Origin of the sequence: Microbacterium sp. ProA8 (assembly GCF_039905635.1) — a bacterium.
GTDB classification, from domain to species: domain Bacteria; phylum Actinomycetota; class Actinomycetes; order Actinomycetales; family Microbacteriaceae; genus Microbacterium; species Microbacterium chionoecetis.
In genome coordinates this window covers 1,314,712-1,340,024 of record NZ_CP157000.1, presented here as the reverse complement: position 1 = coordinate 1,340,024, position 25,313 = coordinate 1,314,712, and the positions used below count along the sequence as shown (strand labels likewise).

Sequence of the window (25,313 nt, the reverse complement as noted above, 5' to 3'; positions counted from 1 at the left end):
ACCTCCCAGTGCATGGGCGACATAGTCCTCGACGTCACCGCGTCGGTCCCAGATGACGTAGACGATCAGCCTGCGCAGGCCCGTATGGACGTCGTCGACGAGCGGCCCGCTGCCCGTAGCGGGCATCAGGAGACTCCGACGTTCACGCGCGACCTTGCTCGAGAGCCTTCAGCAGGTACGCGCCGTAACCGCTCTTGACGAGAGGCTCGGCCCGTTCACGAAGCTCGTCGTCGGTGAGGAATCCCATTCGCCACGCGACCTCCTCAGGGCAGCCGATCGAGAGCCCCTGCCGCTTCTCGACGGTGCGGATGAAGTCGGTCGCCTCGCTCAGCGAGTCGAACGTTCCCGTGTCGAGCCATGCGGTACCCCGGGGCAGCAGCTCCACCTTCAGGTCGCCACGATGGAGGTACGCGAGATTCACGTCGGTGATCTCGAGCTCACCGCGCGGAGACGGCGAAAGTCCCTTTGCGATCTCGATGACGTCGTTGTCATAGAAATACAGACCCGGAACCGCGTAGTTGCTCTTCGGCGACGCCGGCTTCTCCGCGAGGGACACGACGCGGCCGTCGGCGTCGAACTCCACGACGCCGTACGCACTGGGGTCATCCACCCAGTATCCGAAGACCACACCACCCTGGAGATCGGCATACTGGCGCAGCCGGGTGCCCATTCCCTGTCCGTAGAAGATGTTGTCGCCGAGCACGAGAGCCACGGGTTCGGATCCGATGTGCTCCTCGCCGAGGATGAACGCCTGCGCAAGGCCATCGGGTGACGGCTGGGTCTTGTACGTGATCGACACGCCGAATACCGTGCCGTCGCCGAGAAGACGACGGAACTGCTCGGCATCTTGAGGGGTCGTGATGACCAGGATGTCTCGGATACCCGCGAGGATCAGGGTAGAGAGCGGGTAATAGATCATCGGCTTGTCATAGACCGGAACCAGCTGCTTCGAGATGCCCCGTGTGATCGGGTGAAGCCTGGAGCCGGTGCCACCGGCGAGGATGATGCCGCGCATCCCTCTAGTCTTGAGCATCGCCGTTGCATTGCCAAACCGGCATCGACCCGACATCGTTGGGGTCCTCGACACAAGGTGGAACCCGGCGCGGCGGGTTGCGAGCCCTCCCTACCGCGGGATGACGATGACCTGAGCCCCGGTCGATGAGCCCAAGAAAGTCCAGTCCTCGCCATACGCCGCCTCGACGAACGGGAGCCACTCCGAGTCGTCCGCGTATGCACGACGGTCGATGTAGACGCCGCACGCGTCGGACGCGTCGACCGCATCCGCGAACAACGCAGGCGATTGCGCCTCGCTCCAGAAATCACCGGCACGTGTTCCCGAGACTGCGCCGTAACTCCATCGGAGCGTCGACTGGTCGCCGCCGACCACGTACGGCAGTGCCAGGTCATAGTCGCCGAGGCCGCCGATCGGACCGGATTCGGGGAAGCTCTTCACCGGCAGTTGGGCGAGACCGCACTCGGGGTCGAGTGCCACGTCGGCGCTCGAGATCAGGCTCCGGAGCTCGGCATCGGCTGTCGGCTGCAGATCGACCTCTTCGCCCACGCCGGCGATCTGGTCCACGAACGCGACTATCACGACCAGCCCCAGCGCGATCCAGAGCGACAGATGCCGCCTGAAGGCCGTCTCGATGAGGATGGCGAGGACGGCAAGTCCGAAGGTCGCGAGCACGATGCTCATCCGCACCCAGGCTCGGATCTCGGACGTGACGAGGGCTGCGAACAAGAACCCCAGACCGCCCACTGCGTAGAAGAGCAAACCGACCCAGAACGAGAGCGCGAGAACCGACAATCGTTGATCCGCCAACGCCTGCGGACGACGCTCGCCGAGCGGGACGACGAGCCGGGCGAGCGTCCAGACGACGAGCAGCACGAGTCCGGCGATCGCCAGCGCAGACATCCCCGTAGGTTCCGCGTACGGAGACACCGTTGTCTGCGCCGCGTACGCGCGTACGCGATCGCCGACTCCCGGGATGCCCGACCCGGGCCATGGAAGAAGGAGAGTCGTGATCTTGCCGGAATGCTGCTCGGACTCGATCGGACTCCGTTCCGAGAAGTACTTCTGGTAGCGGTCACCGAAGTTGAGCGAGAGGACTGCGAGCTGGATCGCTACGAACACGACAAGGGAACCGAGCGTGACGACGGGCCACAGCAGTCCGCGCAGGCCGTCACGGCAGATCAGGCAGACGATGGCGCGGACCGCGATCACGCATCCGAGGATGATCGCGGCGAAGACGAAATAGTAGGAGTTCGTCAGAGAGAGCGCCAGCGTCATCACCAGGATGGGGACGAGTCGGCGGGTGATTCTCCCGGCTCGCGTCGGCGCCGCATCCGCCCATGCAGCGATGGGGTCTGTGCGTTGTCCACCTGCGATGAGCACCAGCACCACCAGGACTGCGACACCCCAGTAGTTCGCGACGAACGCATGGCCGAGGGCGACCCGCTCGAAGTGGAACGGGGCGAGCGCGAACACGGTGCCGAAGACGACCGCCGTGATGTTCCGCAGGCGAAGCGCGCGGAACATCAGGAAACCGGCGAACCCCGTCATGAAGAAGCCGAGGAGCTGGTATGCGTTCAGTAGGACGACGGGGTCTTGGATGAGAAGTGAGCCGGCCGCCAGCACGAGAGCCGATGCGAAGTCGTACATCGGCGCGAAAAAGAGATTCTGGTACTCCGGGAATCCGAGCCGCGGGTTCGGCGTGAGCAGCGAATGGTCGACGGCGGCCGCAGAGACGATGTAGTGCAGCATCTGGTCGCCGGTGGCGCCCGAGGCCCACCGCATCGCCATGACATCGAAGGTGAGCCCGAGCGCGAACCACGCCACGACGAGCGCAATGACGCCGGTGGCTGCGGCCAGCCCGAGCTGCGTCGCCACCGAGCGCCCGCCGTGCCCGCGGACTGCGGCTGCACGATCGCGCGGCGCGATTGCGCCGCGCGAGGAAAAAAGCACGGGGACCACTATACGAGGAGTGCGAGCGCGTCGATCACACGGCGGGCGGATCGGCGACTGCCGTGCCGGCTGCGGGCGCCGCCTCGACGGCGGGCTCCTCTGAAGAGGCCGCCTGTCGAGAGCGGAAGATGACGAACTTGTAGAAGAGGAAGTTCCAGATCAGGCCGAGCAGCACGGCGGCCGCCTTCGCGATGTTGATCGCGACGAAGTGCTTGCCGTCCTCACTCGGCAGGAACAGAAGTGAACGACCGAACTCTGTGTCGAACAGGAGCTCGAACCCGAGGATGACCGCATTCTGCAGGATGAGCGAGCTGAACCCCGTCACCAGGAAGAACATCCCGAATCGCTTCAGAGAGATCGGCTCCTGGTAGCGGAAGACGAAGAAGTGATTCAACAGATAGGAGACGCAGATGCCGACCGTGACCGAGATCGCGTTCGCGACGAGGGTCGGGGTCCCGAAGGCGAACACCAGCACGTTGAGTAGCACGAAGTCGAGCGCCGTGTTGACACACCCCGCCACCAGGAATCGAACCTTCTCGTTCGACAGAAGCCTCTTCACCTATTGGGGTATCCTTCACAACCATGCTCAAGCTCGCCATCGCCGTGCCCACGTACAACGAGGTCAACAACGTTGAGGCGCTGATCGAGTCGATCTCGCGCGTCAGTTCTCAGCATCCCGACACCTCGATCACGCTCTTCGTCCTGGATGATTCCTCCCCAGATGGCACTGCCTCCTTCGTCGAACAAGTGGCCCCGTCCCTCGAGCGGGACAACTTCGCTGTGCGAGTCATCGTGAAGCCGACGAAGGAAGGACTCGGAGCAGCCTATATCCACGGCTTCGCGCTCATCCTGAGTGAGGAGTTCGACCACATCCTACAGATGGACGCTGACCTCTCCCACGACCCCAAGTACATTTCGGGGTTCATCCACCAGGCGCAGGCAGGCACACCGTTCGTCGTCGCCTCCCGATACATCCCCGGGGGCGGCACGCCCGACTGGTCGTTTCGTCGCAAGTTCCTCAGCCGCGGAGGAAACATCTATGCCCGGACTGTGCTCAGCCGGCAGATCACCGACTACACCGGCGGGTTCAACATGTTCTCGAGTGAGGTCCTGCGCCGCATCCAGCCGCAGACCATATCGGCGACTGGCTACGGATTCATCCTCGTGCTGAAGTACCGTGCGCTGCTCGCCGCGAAGCGAGTCGTCGAACTCCCCATCGTCTTCTTCGACAGGACCAATGGGGAATCGAAGATCCCGCGCAACACGCTCATCCAGAACTTCGTTCTGGTCCCGCGTATCCGGGCGGCGCGCGGAAATGTCTAGCGAGACTGCTGTCAGACCACCCCTCTCACCTGCGCCACCCCGGTTCCCGTGGTGGGCGCGCGCGGGCGTCGAACTTCTCGCGGTCGTGATCGTCATCGCGGCGAGCTTGATCATCCTCGCCCGATGGATCAATACCGACTGGGAGATCAACCTCCTCTATAGCGGTGACTCACTCGTGCTTCCTCTGCTCCGAGAGTCCGTGCTGGCGGGCGAGCCTTTCGAGTGGGTGTTCTCGTCGCAGTTGTTCCTCTTTCCCGAGGGCGTGCTCTATTGGATCGTCAGCAGCTTCACCGACAACCCGCGTGCCGCGCTCGCGGGGCTCGCGGTGCTGAATCTCGTCCTGCTCTACGTACTCCTTCGTTGGTGCACACGGCTTCTTTTCCGGCACTCTCGACACCGCCTCGTGGAGGTGTGCGTCGCGCTGGGCGCGACGGCCACGTACATCGTCTACGTGCTGCTGGAGCCGGTTTCCGACATCAACGGGACGGCGATTGCGAGCCTCTTCCTGCTCGTCTCGTACTACCCGGGTGTGGTCCTCTCCGGCCTGACGGCGATCGGCCTCACCCTCTGGGTGACACACAGCTTCACCGATCCACCCGTGCGCGCGCCTCGAACGGCAGTGTTCACAGTGCTGTTCGTGGTGCTCGGCGCCTTGACGGGCGCCTCCAACCCTCTGTTCTGGATGCAGGTTCTCGCGCCTTTCAGCGTCACGTTGGTCATCGCTGTGCTGCTTCGTCGGATCCCGCGCCGGTGGTTCTGGACGCTGGCCATCGTCATCGTCGCCACTGTGATGGCCGGGTACGTTCTCCGCCAGCTCCTGGAACGCTTCGGCTCGCGGAGTGTAGGCAGCTACTTCAATCCTTCGATGATCGGAGAATCGCTCGCGTTGCTGAACCGGGTCACCGGTGACCTGCTCGCCACCCCGCACGGTTTCCTCAAGCTTCTCATCGCCTCGGTGGCGCTGCTCATCACCGCGCTGCCCATCGCCAGAGCTCTGATCGGCTCGCGTCACTCAGATCTTCGCTGGCACGTCACGTCTGCCGAGCTGATCCTCGCCATCTTCTCGTGGGCGAGCGTGACGTCGCTGCTCGTCGGGATGGTCGTCACGGGCACGATGACGACGCGCTACCTCGAACCGTTCTTCGTCTTCCCATTGCTCTCCGCCTCCTACGAGGCGGTGCGGTTCCTGCGACTGACCCTCGCATCGGTACGCGATGAGCGCGTGAGGCGCAGCCTCGTCGTGTACGGAATGATCTTCGCGTCGGGGATGGGTCTTCTGATCATCATCGGAGGAGCGCTGTCCGTCCACCGAGCTTCGGTGCTGGCGTTCTCGGAGGAACGCTCCGGCGCCAGCTGTACGGCCGATCTTCCCGCGGACGCCGAGTCTGGAGTAGGGACATTCTGGCTGACGCGCAATTGGGATCTCTACGGCACACACGATGAAGCGATTCTTCAGGTCAATTCCGACCTGACGGTGTATCCGTGGATGATCAACCTGGCGAGCTACGATGACCAGCGCTTCACCTTCGTCGTGGCAGACCCGTGGGGCTTCGTCACTGAAGACTCGGTCGCACCGCTCGGACCGCCGAAGTCCGTGCAGGAGTGCGCCGGTTTCACCATCTACGACTTCGAGGGAACGCCAGGTGAGGAACTGCTCAACGAGCGGATCGAGTCGAGCCTGCTCGACGAGAAACGGCTCCGCGGATTCGAATGACATCCGCACCCGGTTCCCCTGACGCGTCAGGGGAACCGGGTCGCTGCTCGGGATTGGTACTCGGCGCTGCCGAGGATCCCCATTCGGACGGCGTTGTGCCCATATCGCAGATCATGGTCGCCCCAGCCCTCCAGGGCGGCCTGGTCCGGCTCGCGCCCCAGGTAGGCCCTGTACATCACGGCCACGCGCGCTCGAGCCGTCTCCACTGAAGTCCATATGCTGTCGACCACGGCTGCTCGACCGACAGCAGCCACAACCCGAGACCATCCTTCGATCTCCTCCTGACCCGCCGCGCGATGCAGGATCTTCTCGTAGACTGCCGCGACGAACCGGGCGTCGGTTCCCCCGGTCAACATGTAGTACTCATCGGACCGCAGGAAGGCGCGGTACGCATCGTCGGGTGCGAGCACGCCCCCTCGCATCCCGTTCAGCCAGGCCGTCATGCCGCCGTCCTCGGGAGCCCGCCCCAGGACCTCACGGTATGCCTCGGTGATCTTCAGCATGCGGAACTCATCGCTGTTGACGAAGCCGTACACGACCTGCAGACGCGGCATGCCGTTGGCGATCGCCTGACCCCATCCCGCCCGCTCCCCCGTCCCTGCCTGCCGCCCCAACACATCGATGTAAACGGCCTGGAGGAATGAGTCGACATCCTTCGGCGTGACATAGAGAAGGTATTCGGAGGCAACCCAGTAGGCACCCCCATTCACACTCACCTTCCACCACGAGCCGTACTCGCCGAGCTTGAGCACCTTCGTTCCCTGAGCGAGGCTCACGACGCCCTCGCCGCAACTCTGGGTCGGTGCCTTGCGGGCATTGAGGGAAGCAACGTTCACCATGTACTCGCCGCTTGCGGGGGTGACCTGACTGTCTGGCGGCGGCTGGCACGGATTCGGGGCCTGAGTCGATCCGAACCAGTCCGTGAAGTACTGGAAGAAGTTCCGGTTGCCGTAGCTGGAGCATCCGTCGCCCTCGCCGTACCCGGCGCGAAGCGCCGCAGCATTGGGCTGGTAGGGCGTGTAGTAGTAGAGGTTCGCAGTCGCCTGGTTCTGGATGTGAACCGGCGACGAGCCGCACGCGGCGTTCGGATGCCAACGCACGTTCCACGTCTTGCCAGGCGCGTACCAGGTGAAGTACTGGCTCGTTCCCGGCGGGTTCGCGTAGCGCTTGAGCTGCCATGCGGCGCCGTACACCTGGTTGAAAAAGCCGTAGTACCGGGTGTCGCAGGCGGCGGTATCGGGGCAACCTTGCCCCATCGCGATCGTGTAGCGCCAGTCACTGGGCCAGACGTGGTTGACGAGACCCTGCTCCTTCTGAAGCGTCGCGAGGATCACTTGCGGGTTGATGCCGCACGCCTGCGCTACGCGATAGATGATCCGAGAGGCGCGCTCGCGCATGCCCCCGGAATATCCACCGCACATGGCATCGGGGTTCGTCGTGCGCGACGTGTCGTACCAGTCCTTGAGGCACGTATAGCCGGCTTCGCAGCGCGGGACCCGTTGTTCCAAGAAGGTCTGGATCTGCGCCTCAGTCATCGTGTCGCGATTGAAGAACACCGCGTCAGCGATGATGTTCCCTGACTGGAACAGCGACAGATCCGCGGCCCGGACGACTCCTGTCTCAGCGTGGAAGTCGGACGCCACCACGGCTGCGGCGGGGGCCGCCGGCGTCGCAACCGCCGTCAGGGCAGGGACCACCCCGACGAGCAACCCGAGCGTCGCAATCAACGCGATCGTCGATCGAGATCGTTGGGCAAAGCGGTGTTTCATACCCCCCGGCATGTGACCAGTGTGGCGTATGTGATTCACTCTGACCAGTGCACGGTGGAATCCGGTGAATCGACCGGTCGAACCGCTACAGCTCCGCGTGCAGCATCCACACCTTGTCGGCGGCTTCACGCCACGAGAACGCGCGCCCGCGGTCACCCGCCAGCACGCCCAGCCGCTCCGCGGCCGCCGTCGACCCGAGCGACGCGGACAGCGCCGCGCCCAGGCCGTCGACAAGGCTCGACGCATCGGTGCCCGCGATGAGGACCCCGCCCTCGGCGACGACGTCGCTGTGCACCGCGGAGGACGCGGCGATGACCGGCACGCCCAGCGTCAGTGCGTCGACGACGCGCCAGGGGAATGCCGCTCGCCGCGACGGCGCGACGAACGCGACGGCCGCGCCGAACACCGCGGCACGGTCCACCGCCGACAGCACTCCGCGCACGTGCAGCGCGCGTTCGGGGATCCCGGCAGCTGAGGCGAGATCCGCCACCGCCGGCTCGTGCCCCTCTTCGACGTCGATCACCACGACCGGCAGATCGACACCGGATGCCGCCACTGCGGCGAGTCCGGCATCCAGCCCTTCCGAGCCCAGCGGCCCACCGGCCAAGAGGATGAACCCATCCGGCAGGCCCAGCTCGCGGCGGCGGCCGACCTCGTCCGTCGGGACGGAGAAGCCCAGTGGCGACGCGCCGGAGATGACCCGCACGCGGTCACCGAGGGGCGCGATCTCGAGCAGCCGGCCCGCGAGCGAGTGCGTCGGCACCACCACGGCGTCGGCGTGCTTCACCGCGCGCTTGAGCATCGCCTTGTGCCACGCGACGACCGGGCGCGGCAGCTCAGCGGGCGATTCCCAGGGGCGCAGATCCCACACGGTCACCACGGTCTGATCGTTGTCGTGCAGGCGGTCATGACGCACGAGCGGCGCGAAGAGCGACGGCGCGTGGATCATGCCGCCGCCGATGCCGGTTCCCACCCCGAGCTGCAGCGCGGCCGACAGCTCGCGACGGGGCAGCGCTGTGCGTCGCACACCCGCCAGCCCCGTGACGGCGGCCAAGGCCTCATCCGAACCGCCGGCCGGCGCGATGGCCTCGACCTCGCAGCCGGAGGGCGCGCCGATCACGAGCGCCCGCGCGAGCTCGCGCGACGCCTCGGCGAGCTCGGGCTCGGTCGGCGCGACGAGCTGGTCGAGCACGACGCGCAGCGTTGCCACCACGGGTCAGCCCTCCGGCGTGGGGGTCGGCGGGTGGAGGGTCGTCTGCACGAGGCCGGCGATGTACGCGTAGTCGGGGTTGAACTCGTCGATGCCCTCCGCGGGGGTCAGCTCGATGGTCTGCACCGGCTGCTCCTTGGCCTTCAATCCGAGGTCGACGAGCGTCGGGATGAACGACTGCGGCAGATCGGTCTTGACGAGGTCCGATCCCGCGGTGGCGACATCCTGGAACCGCGTGAGCACGACCTGCGGCGTGAACTGCGCGAGGATCGCCTCCTGCAGCTCCCGCTGACGCCTCATGCGATCGAAGTCACTGGTCGTGTAACGCGAGCGGGCGTACCACTGGGCCGTGTCGCCGTCCATGCGCTGCTGACCCGGCTCGATCCAGCCGATCGCCCAATCCTCCGCGGGCTCACCGGGGTATGAAGGGCCACCGCCCTTCGGCAGGCGCTCGGTGACATTGATGTCGACGCCGCCGAGCGCATCCACGAGCGCTGCGAAGCCGTGCATGTCGACGAAGACGTAGTACGGGATCTCGATGCCGAGGATCCCCTCGGCGGCGTCCTTCGTCGCCTCGATGCCCGGCTCCGAGCCCTGGGCCTCGGCATCCGGATACAGCGTCTTCCCGTCCTCGCAGACCTCGACCTCGGTGCGGAGCTGGTTGATCCCGCTCCCCCACCCGCAGGTCGGGTCGGCGTGGCCCTCGTGGCCGTCGGGGTACCTGTCCTGCAGGGGCCCTTCCGCGAACGGGAAGTTCGGCATGTCCCGAGGGATGCCGGTGATCGTGGTCGCGCCCGTCTCGGCGTTGACCGACACCACCGAGATGCTGTCGAACCTCATCGAGTCGCGGCCCTCGCCACTGTCGGCGCCCAGCAGCAGGATGTTGTAGTAGCCGTTGGACGGCGCCACGGTCGGCCCGCTGGCGCCGAAGACGGTGCTGATGGTGCTGCGCACCGCGCCGACGGTGGTCGCGGCGTACCCCGCGGTTCCGCTGGCGACCACCATCAGCCCGATGGCCACGAGGGCGATCGCGAAGCGGGCGCGGCGCCCGGTCTTGACCAAGCGCACGAGGCGCAGTGTGTCGATCGTGAGCACAGCCCAGAGCACGGCGTACCCGATGAGCAGACCTTGCGCGAGCAGCAGCGGGATCGGTCGCAGCAGCGCAAGCCAGTCCGGCAGCCACGCGCTCGTGACGATGCTCAGTCCCGCGGTCGGGGCGAGCAGCGCGAACAGCACGGCGATGACGAGGAGCACCCACATCAGCAGCGTCGCACCGATGCCGAAGCGTCCGAGCCTGCGGTTGCCGGCGAGCACCTGCGCGGACCCGGGGATGAGGAAGTTCAGCGCGACCAGCCACCACCCGCGGCGCGTCATGAGCGCGCGGGAGGAGGCATCCGGATTCCGCATCGGACGCTCCTCGACGACGCCCGGTCGAACCGGGCGTGCCTGGGCGCTCGGCGGGCTCGTCACGCTCACAGGGACTCCTTGAGCCGCCGGTTCTTCTGCTCGACCTGCGCTTCGAGGTCTCGGGCATACGCCTCGACGCGATCAGCGATGGCGTCGTCGGCGGCCCCGAGGATCCGAGCGGCGAGCAGTCCGGCGTTCTTGGCGCCGTTGATCGAGACGGTGGCGACCGGGATGCCGGCGGGCATCTGCACGATGCTGAGCAGCGAGTCCATCCCGTCGAGGGTCGCGAGCTGCACGGGGACGCCGACGACGGGAAGTGCGGTGAGCGAGGCCAGCATGCCGGGAAGATGTGCGGCCCCGCCGGCGCCGGCGATGATGACACGCAGGCCGCGCGAGCGCGCGTCACGGCCGTAACGCAGCAGCTTGTCGGGGGTGCGGTGCGCCGAGACGACTTCGACCTCGTGCGGGATCCCGAAGTCCGTGAGCGCCTGCGAGGCGTCGCTCATGACCCGCCAGTCCGAGTCGGAGCCCATGACGACGCCGACGAGCGGCGTCTCGGAGGAATGGAGGGGCCGCGATTCAGCAGAGGGCGCAGTCACTCGTCAAGGGTAGGGGCGAAGGCTGGAAGATCCCCGCAACGGCGCGCTTCTGCCCGCCGCGGGATCAGTCCTGGAAGAAGGATGCCGCCGCCCGGGCCTGGTACGCCACATCATCGAGGTCGTCGCCGACGACGTTGATGTGCCCGACTTTGCGCCCCGGGCGGGGCGCCTTGCCGTAGGTGTGGACCTTCGCCTGCGGGTGCTCCTGCATCGCCGCGGTGAAGCGCGCGTCGAGAGGATCCTCGCTCGGGCCCCCCAGGATGTTCACCATCACCGCCCACTCGGCGACCGGCTCGGTCCCGCCGAGCGGAAGGTCGAGCACGGCGCGGAGGTGCTGCTCGAACTGGCTCGTGACGGCGCCGTCCTGGCTCCAGTGCCCGCTGTTGTGCGGGCGCATCGCCAGCTCGTTCACCAGGAGGCGTTCGTCGGTGGTCTCGAACAGCTCGACCGCCAGCATCCCGGTCACGCCGAGGCCCTCGGCGATGGACGCCCCGATGCCGGCGGCCACCTGCTGCAGCCGTCCGCTCGAGTGCGGCGCCGGCGCGATCACCTCGGCGCAGACGCCGTCGCGCTGCACGGTCTCGACGACCGGGTATGCCCTCATCGCGCCGGAAGGTCGCCGGGCCACCTGCTGAGCGAGCTCGCGCGTGAAGTCGACGAGCTCTTCGACCAGAAGGGCGCCGCCGTGGGCGTCCTCGGCGAGCGTCGCGAACCAGTCGTCGGCTTCGGTGCCCGTCGACACCACGCGGACGCCCTTGCCGTCGTAGCCGCCGCGCGGGGTCTTGACGACGGCGCGGCCGCCGTGATCGTCGATGAAGGCCTGCAGCTCGTCGGCGTCGGTGACGGCCGCCCAGTCGGGCTGCGGCATCCCGAGCTCCTGCAGGCGGGCCCGCATGACGAGCTTGTCCTGCGCGAACTTCAGTGCGTCGGGGCCGGGGTGGACCGCTACCCCCTCGCCGACGAGGGCGGTGAGGACGTCCTGCGGAACGTGCTCATGGTCGAAGGTCACGACGTCGACGTCGCGCGCGAACGCGAGCACGGTGTCGGCGTCGCGGTAGTCGCCGACAGCGGTCGCGGCGAGGGACGCCGACATCCCCTGGTCTTCGGCGAGCACCCGCAGCTCGACTCCGAGCTCGACCGCCGGCGCGATCATCATGCGGGCCAGCTGCCCGCCCCCGACGACTCCGACTCGCAGCGCCATGCACTCTCCCTCTCGGCTTGAAGCTCCCTCCATCATCCCGCACGGTGGGGCGAGCGACGAGCCGAGGTCAGGCCCGCGGGAGGGGCGGCCGCGGCGGAACTGCGGGCGGCGCGCCCGGCGGCAACGGCTGAGCGTCGCGGTGCGCGAGGATCTGGTTCACCTCGACCTGATCGACGAGCGCCTCGTGCACGAGGTCGGCGCTGGGGATGTTGGCGAGCCGCAGCGGCTCGTCGATGCCGTTGCTGAGGGTGATCGTTCCGGCACCCCAGATGCGCTGGAGCAGACCGCGGTGCACCTTGAGCGTGTACCCCCGCACGTGGGCGAGTTCGCGGCGCTTCACCGCGAACACCCCGCGACGCTCCATCACGCGTCGCGTCGTGATCGTGTACACGTGCCCCGACCACACGAGATACGGAAGGATGACGAGCACCAGCACGACACTCGCAGCCGCGGCCAGCAGCATCCAGTTCTCGAAGGGCGCCGGAAGGTTGCCGTAGAAGTACCCGCAGGCGGCGGCCACCGCCATGAGCACCAGCGCCGACCACGCGAGCCGCCGCGCGTGCGGGCGGAACCGCGCGACGAGCAGCTCCGGCGTCGGTGCGCCGGGGGCCGGCGTGAGCGGTCTGCCGCCGTAGCTCGTCGGCTGCGTCATGTCCCCATTGTGCGACGAGCCGCAGACACTTCGGGGCGCACCCGCCGTTTTCCGTCATGCCGGGTCGTTTTGTCCCGCTCGCGCCCGCTCAAGATTGGGATCCGGATACCTGGCCCGGCGTGTGCGCCGGGTGCAGGCGTTTCGTCTCGCTCGTTCCTCGCTCGCTCAACGACCGGGACACCGGATGCCTCGGGCCCGGGTGTGCGCCGGGTGCAGGCGTTTCGTCTCGCTCGTTCCTCGCTCGCTCAACGACCGGGACACCGGATGCCTCGGGCCCGGCGTGTGCGCCGGTGCAGGCGTTTCGTCTCGCTCGTTCCTCGCTCGCTCAACGACCGGGTCTCAAGAGGCGACGGGACGCGCCCTCACGTGCACGACGTCGCCGGCCGACACCACGCTCTCGTACTCGCCGTCCTGCACGACCACCAGGCGTCCGTCGCTGTCGATGCGCTGCGCGCGCCCCCACAGCGTCTGGCCGTCCGGCAGCGACACGGCGACGTCGCTTCCGAGCGTGCTGCAGAGCGCTTCGACCTCGGCGAGCACGCCCGACGCGGCGGCGTCCCCTCCGGCGGTGGCGATCGCCGTCAGCTGCTCGTCGAGCGCGGTCAGGTAGTCGGCCAGCAGGCGGTCCTCGTCGCACGTCAGGCCGACGGCGGCGAACGACATCGCCGTGTCGACGGGAAGATCGGCGCGCGGCATCCGTGTGTTCACACCCGCTCCGATGACGACGACATCGGGATGCGCCGGCACCACCTCCGCGAGGATGCCGCAGACCTTCCCGCCATCGAGCAGCACGTCGTTCGGCCACTTCAGTGTGGCGGTGTGCACGGTGCCGGTGAGCTGCGCGGCGATCGCGCGGGTCATGGCGGCGCCGGCCAGCAGCGGGACCCAGCCGCGCGCCGTTGCCGGGATCGCGGACGCGTCGACGACGACCGAGACGGCGAGCGCGGTGCCCGGCGGCGCCACCCAGGTGCGGTCGAGGCGTCCGCGCCCGGCGCGCTGGTCGGTGGTGAGCAGCAGCGACAGATGGGGCCACTCGTGCGGCGCATCGACGACGTGACGCACGACATCGGCGTTGGTGGAGTCGGTGGTCTCCACGACCTGGACCCGCGGGCTCACGGCGGCGGTGAGCGGGAACCCCTCGGACGAGTAGGACATGGTGCTCACGCTACGCGCCCGGCGCGGCCCGGCGCAGGCCGCCGCCGGACACGGGCTACGCCTGCCGGCGGCGCCGCGAGCCGGTCGGCGCGAGATCCCGGCAGATCCTTCGCCGAGGACACACAGTGGATGTCGCGACCCCTTGTACCAACCCTCCAACAGATCCCTCGAACCCGCCGATAGGGTGGAATCCGTGACCGATCAGCCCGACCTCTCGACGACCGCCGGCAAGATCGCCGACCTCCGCGCACGCTTCCAGGAGGCCGTCCTCGATCCCGAGGAGGTCGCCAAGGAGAAGCAGCACGCCAAGGGCAAGGGCACCGCGCGCGAGCGCATCGACATGCTCCTCGACACCGGGAGCTTCGTCGAACTCGACGAATACGTGCGCCATCGCACCACCGCCTTCGGCATGGACCGCTCGCGCCCCTACGGCGACTCGGTCGTCAGCGGCGTCGGCACGATCCACGGCCGCACCGTCGCGGTGTACTCCCAGGACTTCTCGACGTTCGGCGGATCGCTCGGCGAGGTCGCCGGCGAGAAGATCATCAAGGTCATGGAGTTCGCGCTGCGCTCCGGCATCCCCATCGTGGGAATCCTGGACTCCGGCGGCGCCCGCATCCAGGAGGGCGTCGTCGCCCTCGGCAAGTACGGCGAGATCTTCCGTCTCAACACCCGGGCGTCCGGCGTCATCCCGCAGATCTCGATCATCATGGGACCGGCCGCCGGCGGTGCGGTCTACTCCCCCGCCCTGACCGACTTCGTGGTCATGGTCGACAAGACCAGCCAGATGTTCGTCACCGGACCCGATGTGATCAAGACCGTGACCGGCGAGGACGTCGGCATGGAGGAGCTCGGCGGCGCCTACACGCACAACACCCGCTCGGGCGTCGCGCACTACCTCGCCGAGGACGAGGACGACGCGATCGACTACGTCCGCTCGATGCTCGGCTTCCTCCCCGACAACAACATGGCGGAGCTGCCGGTCTACGAGAGCGGCTTCGAGTTCGAGACGACGGATGCCGACCGCGCACTGAACGCGATCATCCCCGACTCGCCCAACCAGCCGTACGACATCCACCAGGTGATCCGCGGCATCGTCGACTCCGAGGACTTCCTCGAGGTGCAGCCGCTGTTCGCGCCCAACATCGTGATCGGCTTCGGACGCATCGAGGGACGCTCGGTGGGCATCATCGCCAACCAGCCGTCGCAGATGGCCGGCACGCTCAACATCGAAGCGGGCGAGAAGGCCAGCCGGTTCGTGCGCTTCTGCGACGCGTTCTCGATCCCGATCGTGACGCTCGTCGATGTGCCGGGATACCTTCCCGGCACCGACCAGGAGTGGACGGGTGTCATCCGCCGCGGCGCGAAGCTGCTGTACGCCTACGCCGAGGCGACCGTGCCGCTGGTCACCGTGATCCTCCGCAAGGCCTACGGCGGCGCCTACATCGTGATGGGCTCCAAGCAGCTGGGCGCCGACGTGAACCTCGCGTGGCCGACGGCCGAGATCGCCGTCATGGGCGGCCAGGGCGCCGTGAACATCCTCTACCGCGGCGAGATCAAGCGCGCGGAAGAGGCCGGCGAGGATGTCGCGGCGGTACGCACGCGCCTCGCCAACGAGTACACCTACAACGTGGCCTCGCCCTTCCTCGCCGCGGAGCGGGGCGAGCTCGACGGCATCATCGAGCCGGCGCAGACGCGCGTGTCGATCGCCAAGGCGCTGCGTGCGCTGCGCGGCAAGCGCGCGAGCCTGCCGCCCAAGAAGCACGGGAACATCCCGCTGTGAGCGCCGCGGACGGCGAGACGGCGCCGACGGCCGGCACGGATTCGTCTGCGCGCGAGAGCATCGCGATCGACGTGCTGCGCGGCACTCCCACCGAGGAGGAGCTTGCGGCGCTGATCGCGGTCGTGACCGAGGCCTACACCGGCGAGGCCGCGGAAGCGGTCGCCGAGGATCGCGTGCGTCGCACCGGCTGGGAACTCTCGCAGCGCGCGCTCCGGCAGCCGCTCGACCGGGATCTGGGCTGGGGCCGCTTCGGCTGAAGCGGTGGGGGACGCCTTCGTCGGTTTTGTCCCCCGAAATACCTACAGACACACCACTTGCGGTCTGGAGATACTGGATCCGCTGGAACGCTTCTGCGTTCGGCCGATCCGAATCCGCTCTGCGGCTTCCTCGGATCCGGCCATGCGGACGGTTTTCGGGTAACCGTCCGCGCAGGCGAGGGGCGGGCGGCTTCGCCGCCCCTCGCCTCCTTCGATTCCGTTCCCCGCCTGGTATCCCTCCCCCTCCGGGCGGGGAGCGAGATGCCGCCGGGCAGTACCGCCTCAGACCCTGCCGGGATGCGGGATCTCAAGCCACAGGTCGACCGAGTCCTCGTCGCTCGGCCCGCCCACCGACGGTGAACGCCCGACGACGGTGACGGCGACGCGTTCGTCGGGCGACGTGCGGATATAGAGCCGATCGGATGCCGCCGACCGCAGCGCGTCGGCGAGCTGGGCGCGGATGACGCCGAGCTGATCCTCGTCGACGTCGTCGAGTCCGCCCTCGTCGAGCACCGTGACGTTGGCGCCGCGACGGCGTAGGCGTTCGAGCTCCCCACGCACCTCGTCGTCGAGCAGCCGGGGCCCACGCATCTCGTCACGCAGCTTGCCCTCGGCGATCCGCGCCTCCAGACGGTCGGCGTCGGTGAGCATGCCCGCGTGCGCGACCGTGCGCGTGAGCACGGGGCCGGCGACGGCCAGGGCCTTCTGCACCTGCACGCGGCGTTCGCGCTGGCGGACGACCTGCGACGTCTGCCACCCGGTCGCGGCGCGCTGCAACCGGGTCAGACGCGAGGTGTCGCGGGCCGCCCGGTCCATCGAGTACACGAGCAGCTGAGCGCAGGTCACCCACACGATCGAGCCGACCAGCCCGAGCGCGAGAGCGTTGAGGGGACCCATCCAGAGCATCGACGCGACAGTGAGCGCGAGGATCCCGGTCCATGCCGTCCAGGGCCGGCGACGCACCATGACGATCGTCATGAGGGCGCCGATCCCGCCCAGGTACCAGGTGGCGAACGGCGCCGTGCGCGACGCCGCCCCCACCGCGACCGAGATCGCACTCGGCACGAGGACCGCGCACGAAAGGGCCAGGATCTGGGCGATCGCAGGAAGGGGAACAGGACCACGGATGCCGTCGACCAGCGCCTTCGCGCCGTCTTCCGTGTGCGCTCCCGGGGCCTGCGCCTCACCCGCACGGGGTGCGTCACGGACCGACGCCGGCTCCCAGAAGATGCAGAGCCAGGTGGTCGCCAGGTAGAAGGCGAGGGTGATGACGACGACGAGGGGCTGCGCGACCGTCCCGGTCCACGACAGACCGCGCGCCGCGAGATAGGCCGTGAAGGCGACCGCGAGCACGACGAGCACATTCTTGACGCTGATCACGCGGCGGTCTCCTGCCAGGTGAGCCGCACGACCGTGCCGTGGGGGCCCGTCTCGAGGTCGGCATGCCCGCCGACGGCGGCGACGCGCGCCATGATGGAGGCGCGGATGCCCAGCCGGTCGTCCGGGACGGCTTCGAGGTCGAAGCCCTCGCCGGCGTCGTGCACCTCGACGCGCACGCGGCCGCCCGCCTCCATCACCGCGACACCGAGCCCCGCTCCCCCGGCGTGCTGCAGCGCATTCGCCACCGCCTGCGTGGCGGCCAGCGCGAGCGCGCGGGCGACGCGTCCGGGGATCAGCGAGCCGGCATCGTCGAACTCGCGCTGCACGTCGACGTCGACGCCGAGCTCGCCGGCGGCGGCATCGATCTCGGCCGCGAGCGCCGCGACGTCCCACGGCTCGTCGGTGCCCTCGTGCGCATCCTGCTCGGTGTTGGCCAGCCGGGTCAGCGCTTCGCGCGCCATCGACGCCGCGAGCGTGCGCTCACGGGGCGTGCTCGCGCGCTCTGCGGCGATGAGCGCCGCGAGCACGCTGTCGTGCATCAGCGCCGCCACTGCGACGCGCTCCTGTTCCGCAGCATCCGCCGCCGCCGCCCGCGCGTACGAGGCGACCGCTCGGGCACGCGTCTCGTCGACGTTGACCGCCATCGAGCGGAACAGCCACCCGAGGGTGACGATGACACCGCCGAGGATCAGCGCGAACGACACGTCCAGCCCGACGGTGACCCAGTAGTCGCTGGAGAAGCCCAGCTGCATCAGCCGGACCACCCCGAAGAGGACGGGGGCGAGGATCGTCCACCCGATCTGCAGCGGAAAGGGGAAGGCCAGCACGGCCGCGAGGGTCGACAGATTGAGCAGATACCAGATCCACGGCTCCTCGCCGGACGTGGGCGGTATCTCCGCAGTCGCGATCGGCCAGGCGACCAGCGCGAGCACGTAGACGAGCGCGAAAGCGCCGGCGGCCACGCGGACGCCGCGTCCGATCACGCAGGCGAGGATCATGACCGCCAGGGTGCCGAACACCGAGATCATCAGGGCCTCGTGCCAGCCCGGCCGCTCGTCGGTCGAGCCGAAGCCCGTCAGGAACGCCTGCAGGCCGAGGACCAGCGGGCTGAACGCGCCGCCGACGAGCGAGATGATGCGCTCCACCCGGGATCGCGTGAACGATCCGATACCCGCGGTGGCCTGCGGTGAGTGCGGGATCTGACCCCACGCCGTGTCGAGCAGGCCGGTCTGGGCGTCAACGGCCACGCGGGCGGTCTCCCGGGTCCGCCGACGGCTCGACGAGGATCCCATCCTCGACGGCGCGGTGCAGCAGGTCGATCTTGGTCGGAGCGGGGCGCCCGACCTCGACGTACTTGACGCGGATGCGCGTGATGTTCTCCTTCGCCGTCGAGTACGCGACCCCGAGGCGGTCGGCGACGACCTTCAGCGGGAGCCCGGCGGCGTAGAGCCGCAGCACGTCCCGCTCGCGGGCCGAGAGCTGGGCGTCGGCGAACGCACGGTCTCCCTCGACGGCGCTGGCCCACTCCACGTTGTTGAGCGGCTCGCCACGCGCCACCGTGCGCACGGCCGCGATCACGTCGCCGATGGGCGAGGACTTGCTCACGACGCCGGCCGCCCCCGCGGCGAGCGCCTCGCGCACCGCTGCGGGCCGGTCGGCGACGCTGTGGATGATCACGCTCGACCCGTCCAGCACGAGACGCCGGACGTTCTCGGTCACCGTGGTGCCGTCGCCGAGGGTGAGATCGAGCACGACGACGTCGGCCGGGGGCTGGCGCGAGAAGGCACGCCAGTCGACGTACTCGGTGACCGTGCTGCCCGAGAACGCGACGTTCATCGCGTCCGCGCGGAGGCAGGCCGCCTCGAGCCCGAGCCGTACCGACTCGTGGTCGTCGATGAAGGCCACGCGCGTCATTCCGCCAGCCTAGCCACGTGCGTCACCCGCGGGTGAGAACCGCCACGGCTTCGACGTGATGCGAGTTGGGGAAGAGATCCAGCGCGTCGACCCGGGCGAGGTCGTAGCCCCCTGCCCGGAAGGTCGCGATGTCGCGCGCCAGCGCCACGGGATCGCACGCCACGTACACGACCGCGGCCGGCGAGAGCGCCGTGATCTGCTCCACGACCTCTCGCCCGGCGCCCGAGCGGGGCGGATCGATGAGCACGACGCCTCGCGACAGCCGTTCGCGTTCGGAAGCGGATGCCTCGGCCCCGAGCCGCGTCAGCCACCGGTCGACGCGACCGGTCTCGGCACGTGCGCCGACCCACTCGGCGAGGTTCTCGCCGGCGTGCTCGGTGGCACGCGGGTCGGACTCGACGCTGGTCACACGCGTCGACGGTCCGCCGAGCTCGCCGAGCGTCGCGGCGAACAGGCCGACCCCGCCGTAGAGGTCCAGGTGCGAGGCCTCGGGGTCGACGGCAGACCCTCCCGGCTCACCCCGGAGCGCGGCCGACACCGCGGTCGTGAGCGTGTGCGCCGCGAGGCGGTGCACCTGCCAGAAGCCCCCGGCGTCGACGCGGAACTCCCGTCCGCCGACGCGTTCGACGACCACTTCGCGCGTCGGGGCCTTGCCGCGCCTGGCGGACGCCGGCCGTGCGCCGCGCCCGCGACGGGCGTTGGCATCCCGATCGATCTGGGGACGCGGCAGCACGCGCACGCGACCGTCGGCGGGCTGGACGAGATCGATGCGTCCGGGCTCGCCGCCACGCAGCTCGAGCGCGATCCGCTCGACCGCCGCGGTCGCGAGCGGCAGGTCTTCGAGCGGCACGACGCGGTGGCTGCGCGCGGCGTACTGGCCGACGTTGCCGTCGTCGTCGACGTGCAGGCTGACGCGCGTGCGCCACGCGGTGCCGTCGACCGTCTCGCCGTCGGCGTCCTCGTCGCCGGCGTCCGAGCCGGCCGTCGGCGGGGCTGAGACCGGGCTCATCGTCGCGGTCGGCACGGCGATGCCGCCGAAGCGCTGCAGCGCGTCGAGCAGCACCTCGAGCTTGAGGGCGCGCTGATGTGCGAGGTCGATGTGCCCGAAGTCTGCGCCACCCGGGCGCTGCTCGGGCGGAACGTCGACGTCGGCCTGCCGCCACACGTGCAGCTGGCGATGCGGCGAGGCCTCGAGCACCTCGAGCGTCTCGGCGCGCCAGAACGAGCTCTTGGCCGTGTCGGTGAGCCGCACGCGCACCCGCTCCCCCGGGATGGTGTCGGGCACGAACACCACCCGGCCCTCGTGCCGGGCGACGAAGACGCCCCCGTGGGCGACGCCCGTGATGTCGAGGTCGAGGAGGTCGCCGGTTCCGCTCATCCGTCGAGCCTACGGCTCGGCCGCGTACCGTGGGGGCATGCGCGTCTGCCTCGCCTCGACCTCGCCCGCCCGGCTCATGCTGCTGGCGCAGTTCGGCATCCGTCCCCTCACCATCGCCCCCGACGTCGACGAAGAGGAAGTCATCGCCGCGGTCGAGGCGGCCGAGGGCCGCGTCCTGGAGCCCGACGAGCATGTGCTGCTGCTCGCTCGGCGGAAGGCCGCCGATGTGGCGGCGCGGCTGCGCGACGACATCCCCGACTTCGACGGCATCGTCATCGGCGGCGACTCGATGTTCGAGCTCGACGGCGAGGTGCTCGGTAAGCCCTACACCGCCGAGAACGCCGTCGCCCGGTGGCAGGCGATGCGCGGTCGCACCGGCGTGCTGCATTCGGGCCACGCCGTCGTGCGCATCGAGCCGGGCGCGCCCCCGCGCGAGGTGCACGGGACGGCTGCGGCATCCGTCTCGTTCGTCGAGGACGTGACGGATGCCGAGATCGAGGCGTATGTCGCGACCGGCGAACCGCTGCACGTGGCCGGAGCCTTCACCGTCGACAGCCTGGGCGGCGCGTTCATCGAGCGCGTCGAAGGGGACCCCTCGACGGTGGTCGGCATGTCGGTGTCGACGCTGCGCCGGCTGGTGCGCGAGGTCGGGGTCGACTGGGCGTCGCTGTGGAACGTCACCGATCCGTCGCTCCGGCCGTCGGACACCGAGCCGCCCACGCTCTGACGACCCTCGTGTGGGAGAGCGCACGCCGGCGGGACCGCCGTCACGGTGCCGCCTCCGATGGCCGACCGGGCTTGTAGTAGGAATCCCACGTTTCTGATCGGTTCTTGTATGAACCGCTCAAAAGCAGCCGGGATGCCGTCGGTAGGCTGGCATCCATGCCCCAGATCGCCAAGGTTCTCATTGCCAACCGCGGCGAGATCGCCGTCCGCGTCATACGCGCCGCCCGCGATGCCGGGAAGTCGTCTGTCGCCGTCTACGCCGACCAGGACCGCGACGCCCTGCACACCCGCCTCGCCGACGAGGCGTACGCCCTGGACGGCTCGACCAGCGCCGAGACGTACCTGTCGATCGACAAGATCCTCTCGGTCGCGCGCCGCTCGGGCGCCGACGCCGTGCACCCGGGCTACGGATTCCTCGCCGAGAACGCCGGCTTCGCCCGCGCCGTGATCGCGGCGGGGCTCGTGTGGATCGGCCCCTCGCCCGAAGCGATCGAGGCCCTCGGCGACAAGGTGACCGCCCGTGCGGTCGCCGAGAAGGTCGGAGCCCCCCTCGCACCGGGCACTCCCGGGCCCGTCGCGGGCGCCGACGAGGTCGTCGCGTTCGCCGAGCAGGTGGGCCTTCCCATCGCCATCAAGGCGGCGTACGGCGGCGGCGGGCGAGGCCTCAAGGTCGCACGCACCATCGACGAGGTGCCCGAGATGTTCGAATCCGCGACGCGCGAGGCGATCACCGCCTTCGGTCGTGGGGAGTGCTTCGTCGAGAAGTACCTCGACCAGCCGCGTCACGTCGAGACGCAGTGCCTCGCGGATGCCGCCGGCAACGTCGTCGTCGTCTCCACGCGCGACTGCTCGCTGCAGCGCCGTCACCAGAAGCTGGTGGAAGAGGCGCCGGCGCCGTTCCTCTCCGACGAGCAGAACCGGATCCTCTACGACTCGTCGAAGGCGATCCTGCGCGAAGTGCGATACGTCGGCGCGGGGACCTGCGAGTTCCTGATCGGCGCGGACGGCACCATCTCGTTCCTCGAGGTGAACACGCGCCTTCAGGTGGAGCACCCGGTGTCGGAGGAAGTGACCGGCATCGACCTGGTGCGCGAGCAGTTCCGCCTCGCCGAGGGCGCCGAGCTCGGCTACGACGACCCGAAGCCCGAGGGCCACTCGATCGAGTTCCGCATCAACGGCGAAGACCCGGGCCGCGGGTTCCTCCCCCAGCCCGGGCCGATCCACGTGTTCAAGACGTTCGGCGGTCCCGGCATCCGTCTCGACTCCGGCGTCACCGCGGGCGACAGCGTGTCGGGGGCGTTCGACTCACTGCTCGCGAAGATCATCGTCACCGGCCGCGACCGCGCCGAGGCGCTCGAGCGCTCGCGCCGGGCCCTCGACGAGTTCGAGGTCTCGGGGCTCCCCACCGTCCTCCCGTTCCACCGCGCGGTCGTGCGCGACCCCGCATTCACCGCCGAGGACGGCCGATTCGGCGTGTACACGCGCTGGATCGAGACCGAGTTCGTGAACGACATCCCGCCGTGGGACGGCGAGCTCGACGCCCCGGCGCCGGCAGAGGCGCGGCACACCGTCGTCGTCGAGGTCGCCGGCAAGCGCCTCGAAGTGAGCCTTCCCGACCGCGTGGTCGCCGCGCCCGGTGTCGCGGGGCGTCCCGCCGCCGTGCCGCCGTCGCGGCGTTCGCACGCTCCGACGGTCGTGGCCGGCGCCTCGGGCGACGCGGTCAAGTCCCCGATGCAGGCGACGATCGTCAAGCTCGCCGTCGAGGAGGGCCAGCAGGTCGTCAAGGGCGACCTCGTGGTGGTGCTCGAGGCGATGAAGATGGAGCAGCCGATCCAGGCGCACAAGGACGGCGTCATCGGTGCGATCAACGCGAACCCCGGCACGACGGTGTCGGCCGGTCACCAGCTCCTGACGATCTCCTGACGCCCGTTCCCCCCGGGCACGTGCCCGGGGCAGGATGGCGGCATGGATGCCTCACCCCCCTCTCCCGAAGTGTCTGCGGCGGCGATCAACGTCGTGATCCCGCCCGAGCTGCGCTGGCACGACACCCGGCGCGGCGAGGAGTTCGAGCTGCAGACCCTGACGGTGCGGCTGCTGCCGGACCACAGCCTGGCGGTCAAGGCCTACGGCCGCCCGGTCGCGGGTGGGCGGGGAGCGTACGTGTCCTTCGCGATGCCCGACCGGCCCGAGCTGCGCGCACTCGTCGACGCGGGCGCGCACCGTGCCGCAGAGCTCTGGGCCGCCAGCACCGGACTCGATTAGCGAGACGAAGACGGATGCCGCAGGCCGCGGCATCCGTCCTTCGACAGGCTCGGGGACCGCTCGAGGTCAGCCGCCGTAGACGTTGTGGTCGACGACGTGCATGGCGCGGGCGGCGTCCGTGATGCTGCCCGACAGCGACGGGTAGACCGCGAAGACGCGCGAGACCTGGTCGACGGTGAGGCGGCGCTCGACCGCGATCGCGATCGGGTAGATGAGCTCCGAGGCGCGCGGGGCGACGATGACGCCACCGATGACGGTGCCGCTGCCCTCGCGGGCGATGATCTTCACGAAGCCGTCCTTGATGCCCATCATCTTGGCGCGCGGGTTGGCCGCGAGCGGCAGCTTGTGCACGACGCCGTTGATGTGGCCGTCCTCGATGTCCTTCTCCTGCCAGCCGATCGTCGCGATCTCGGGGGCGGTGAAGATGTTCGATGTGATGCGGCGGTGCTCGAGCGGGATGACGACGTCGCCCAGCGCGTGGAAGATGGCCGTGCGGCCCTGCATCGAGGCGACCGAGGCGAGCGGCACGAAGGAGGTGCAGTCGCCGGCGGCGTAGATGTTGGGCACCGACGTGCGTGCCACGCGGTTGACCTGGATGTTGCCCGACTCGGTCATCTGGATGCCCGCCTCTTCGAGGCCGATGCCCGCGGTGTTCGGCACCGAGCCGACGGCCATGAGGCAGTGGCTGCCTTCGACGGTGCGGCCGTCCGACAGGGTCACCACGACCTGGTCGCCGGTGTTCTCGACCTTCGCGGCCCGCGACTTCGACAGCAGCTTCATGCCGCCGCGCTTGAAGACGCGCTCCAGGACGGCCGCGGCATCCTTGTCCTCGCCCGGAAGAACCTGGTCCCGGCTGGACACCAGCGTGACCTTGGCGCCCAGGTTCATGTACGCGCCGGCGAACTCGGCGCCGGTCACACCCGATCCCACGACGATGAGGTGCTCAGGCAGCGCGCTCATGTTGTACAGCTGCGTCCAGGTGAGGATGCGCTCGCCGTCGGGCTTGGCGCTCGCCAGCTCGCGCGGCGAGGAGCCGGTGGAGACGACGAGCGTGTCGGCCTCGATGCGGTCGAAGTCCGTGCCGCCGGGGCCGGTCGATACCACGACGGCGTGGTCGCCCTCGAGCCGCCCGTGGCCGGAGATGATGCGGACGCCCGCCTCGACCAGGGAGGCGCGCATGTCGTCGGACTGCTGCCGCGCAAGGGTGAGGAGGCGCTTGTTGACGGCGCTCAGGTTGATCGCGATCTCGGGCTTCAGCGGCTTGCCGTCCTTGCCCTTGGCGAACAGCTGCACGCCCAGGTCGCCGGCGCCGGCGATCGCGACGGCCGCGTCGGCGGTCGCGATGAGCGACTTCGACGGAACGACGTCGGTGATGACCGCAGAGCCGCCGATGCCGGCTCGCTCGACCACCGTCACCTCGGCTCCGAGCTGGGCGGCGGCCAGCGCCGCTTCGTAGCCTCCGGGGCCGCCGCCGAGGATCGCGACGCTCTGGGTGGTCTCGAAGCTGATCGACATGGATTCCATTCTTCCCTGCCGGACGACGCCACCACGACACATCCGGCGACACTCCCGGCTGCGGGGCGGAAGCGCCCGCGCTGGCTCTTGGACCCGGGGGTTC

At 69.1% G+C, this 25,313-nt stretch carries 22 protein-coding genes; 7 read left to right on the top strand and 15 right to left on the bottom strand.

The window, feature by feature from the left end:
• Positions 1-142: 142 nt before the first annotated feature.
• From rfbA to ABG085_RS05625, 3 genes are all read right to left on the bottom strand, one after another.
• Positions 143-1,015, bottom strand: a complete 873-nt coding sequence (gene rfbA, locus ABG085_RS05635; RefSeq protein ID WP_347979284.1) for a glucose-1-phosphate thymidylyltransferase RfbA — start codon at positions 1,013-1,015, stop codon at positions 143-145.
• 108 nt (positions 1,016-1,123) lie between these two features.
• The gene (locus tag ABG085_RS05630; RefSeq protein WP_347978444.1) at positions 1,124-2,965 is read right to left on the bottom strand and encodes a hypothetical protein; all 1,842 of its coding nucleotides are present in this window, start codon (positions 2,963-2,965) and stop codon (positions 1,124-1,126) included.
• A gap of 34 nt (positions 2,966-2,999) precedes the next feature.
• Positions 3,000-3,524 (bottom strand): GtrA family protein, encoded by a 525-nt coding sequence (locus tag ABG085_RS05625; protein WP_347978443.1) that lies wholly within the window; start codon positions 3,522-3,524, stop codon positions 3,000-3,002.
• A 23-nt stretch (positions 3,525-3,547) separates the two neighbouring features.
• Here ABG085_RS05625 and ABG085_RS05620 point away from each other — a divergent pair, with 23 nt between their 5' ends.
• Both ABG085_RS05620 and ABG085_RS05615 read left to right on the top strand, forming a co-directional pair.
• Positions 3,548-4,288 (top strand): polyprenol monophosphomannose synthase, encoded by a 741-nt coding sequence (locus tag ABG085_RS05620; protein WP_347978442.1) that lies wholly within the window; start codon positions 3,548-3,550, stop codon positions 4,286-4,288.
• A gap of 85 nt (positions 4,289-4,373) precedes the next feature.
• The gene (locus tag ABG085_RS05615; RefSeq protein WP_347978441.1) at positions 4,374-6,002 is read left to right on the top strand and encodes a hypothetical protein; all 1,629 of its coding nucleotides are present in this window, start codon (positions 4,374-4,376) and stop codon (positions 6,000-6,002) included.
• Between the two features lie 26 nt (positions 6,003-6,028).
• Here ABG085_RS05615 and ABG085_RS05610 read toward each other — a convergent pair whose 3' ends face one another.
• The 7 genes from ABG085_RS05610 to ABG085_RS05580 form a co-directional block, all read right to left on the bottom strand.
• The gene (locus ABG085_RS05610; RefSeq protein ID WP_347978440.1) at positions 6,029-7,783 is read right to left on the bottom strand and encodes a DUF4214 domain-containing protein; all 1,755 of its coding nucleotides are present in this window, start codon (positions 7,781-7,783) and stop codon (positions 6,029-6,031) included.
• 73 nt (positions 7,784-7,856) lie between these two features.
• Positions 7,857-8,984: a glycosyltransferase gene (locus tag ABG085_RS05605; RefSeq protein WP_347978439.1), complete on the bottom strand. Its 1,128-nt coding sequence runs from the start codon at positions 8,982-8,984 to the stop codon at positions 7,857-7,859.
• Between the two features lie 3 nt (positions 8,985-8,987).
• Positions 8,988-10,457 carry an LCP family protein gene (locus ABG085_RS05600; RefSeq protein ID WP_347978438.1) on the bottom strand — a complete coding sequence of 490 codons (1,470 nt, stop codon included), beginning with the start codon at positions 10,455-10,457 and terminating at the stop codon, positions 8,988-8,990.
• Positions 10,454-10,921, bottom strand: coding sequence for a 5-(carboxyamino)imidazole ribonucleotide mutase (gene purE, locus ABG085_RS05595; RefSeq protein ID WP_347979283.1), 468 nt, complete (start codon positions 10,919-10,921; stop codon positions 10,454-10,456). Before purE ends, ABG085_RS05600 begins: the two co-directional genes overlap by 4 nt.
• A gap of 130 nt (positions 10,922-11,051) precedes the next feature.
• Positions 11,052-12,188 carry a 5-(carboxyamino)imidazole ribonucleotide synthase gene (locus tag ABG085_RS05590; RefSeq protein WP_347978437.1) on the bottom strand — a complete coding sequence of 379 codons (1,137 nt, stop codon included), beginning with the start codon at positions 12,186-12,188 and terminating at the stop codon, positions 11,052-11,054.
• Between the two features lie 67 nt (positions 12,189-12,255).
• Positions 12,256-12,840 carry a PH domain-containing protein gene (locus ABG085_RS05585; RefSeq protein WP_347978436.1) on the bottom strand — a complete coding sequence of 195 codons (585 nt, stop codon included), beginning with the start codon at positions 12,838-12,840 and terminating at the stop codon, positions 12,256-12,258.
• A gap of 339 nt (positions 12,841-13,179) precedes the next feature.
• Positions 13,180-13,995 carry a biotin--[acetyl-CoA-carboxylase] ligase gene (locus ABG085_RS05580; RefSeq protein WP_347978435.1) on the bottom strand — a complete coding sequence of 272 codons (816 nt, stop codon included), beginning with the start codon at positions 13,993-13,995 and terminating at the stop codon, positions 13,180-13,182.
• A gap of 184 nt (positions 13,996-14,179) precedes the next feature.
• On the opposite strand from ABG085_RS05580, the gene ABG085_RS05575 reads away from it, so the two are divergent.
• Together ABG085_RS05575 and ABG085_RS05570 are read left to right on the top strand one after the other, a co-directional pair.
• Positions 14,180-15,778 carry an acyl-CoA carboxylase subunit beta gene (locus tag ABG085_RS05575; protein WP_347978434.1) on the top strand — a complete coding sequence of 533 codons (1,599 nt, stop codon included), beginning with the start codon at positions 14,180-14,182 and terminating at the stop codon, positions 15,776-15,778.
• Positions 15,775-16,035, top strand: coding sequence for an acyl-CoA carboxylase subunit epsilon (locus tag ABG085_RS05570; RefSeq protein WP_347978433.1), 261 nt, complete (start codon positions 15,775-15,777; stop codon positions 16,033-16,035). The genes ABG085_RS05575 and ABG085_RS05570 overlap by 4 nt, the downstream gene beginning before the upstream one ends.
• Before the next feature lie 282 nt (positions 16,036-16,317).
• On the opposite strand, the gene ABG085_RS05565 is transcribed toward ABG085_RS05570, so the two are convergent.
• Genes ABG085_RS05565 through ABG085_RS05550 form a run of 4 tightly spaced genes read right to left on the bottom strand, consistent with a single transcriptional unit; the run spans position 16,318 to position 20,707 of the window.
• Positions 16,318-17,415, bottom strand: a complete 1,098-nt coding sequence (locus ABG085_RS05565; RefSeq protein ID WP_347978432.1) for a hypothetical protein — start codon at positions 17,413-17,415, stop codon at positions 16,318-16,320.
• On the bottom strand, positions 17,412-18,662 hold the full coding sequence (locus tag ABG085_RS05560) for an ATP-binding protein (protein WP_347978431.1): 1,251 nt from the start codon (positions 18,660-18,662) through the stop codon (positions 17,412-17,414). Before ABG085_RS05560 ends, ABG085_RS05565 begins: the two co-directional genes overlap by 4 nt.
• Positions 18,652-19,329, bottom strand: coding sequence for a response regulator transcription factor (locus ABG085_RS05555; protein ID WP_347978430.1), 678 nt, complete (start codon positions 19,327-19,329; stop codon positions 18,652-18,654). Before ABG085_RS05555 ends, ABG085_RS05560 begins: the two co-directional genes overlap by 11 nt.
• A gap of 22 nt (positions 19,330-19,351) precedes the next feature.
• A complete protein-coding gene (locus ABG085_RS05550) occupies positions 19,352-20,707 on the bottom strand; it encodes a TRAM domain-containing protein (protein ID WP_347978429.1) in 1,356 nt (451 codons plus the stop codon).
• Positions 20,708-20,744: 37 nt separating this feature from the next.
• Here ABG085_RS05550 and ABG085_RS05545 point away from each other — a divergent pair, with 37 nt between their 5' ends.
• From ABG085_RS05545 to ABG085_RS05535, 3 genes are all read left to right on the top strand, one after another.
• Positions 20,745-21,434, top strand: a complete 690-nt coding sequence (locus tag ABG085_RS05545; protein WP_347978428.1) for a Maf family protein — start codon at positions 20,745-20,747, stop codon at positions 21,432-21,434.
• Positions 21,435-21,589: 155 nt separating this feature from the next.
• Positions 21,590-23,356, top strand: a complete 1,767-nt coding sequence (locus ABG085_RS05540) for a biotin carboxylase N-terminal domain-containing protein (RefSeq protein ID WP_347978427.1) — start codon at positions 21,590-21,592, stop codon at positions 23,354-23,356.
• A 42-nt stretch (positions 23,357-23,398) separates the two neighbouring features.
• Positions 23,399-23,695, top strand: coding sequence for a hypothetical protein (locus ABG085_RS05535; RefSeq protein ID WP_347978426.1), 297 nt, complete (start codon positions 23,399-23,401; stop codon positions 23,693-23,695).
• A gap of 66 nt (positions 23,696-23,761) precedes the next feature.
• Here ABG085_RS05535 and ABG085_RS05530 read toward each other — a convergent pair whose 3' ends face one another.
• Complete coding sequence (locus ABG085_RS05530; RefSeq protein WP_347978425.1) at positions 23,762-25,219, bottom strand: NAD(P)H-quinone dehydrogenase; 1,458 nt, start codon at positions 25,217-25,219, stop codon at positions 23,762-23,764.
• Positions 25,220-25,313: the final 94 nt, after the last annotated feature.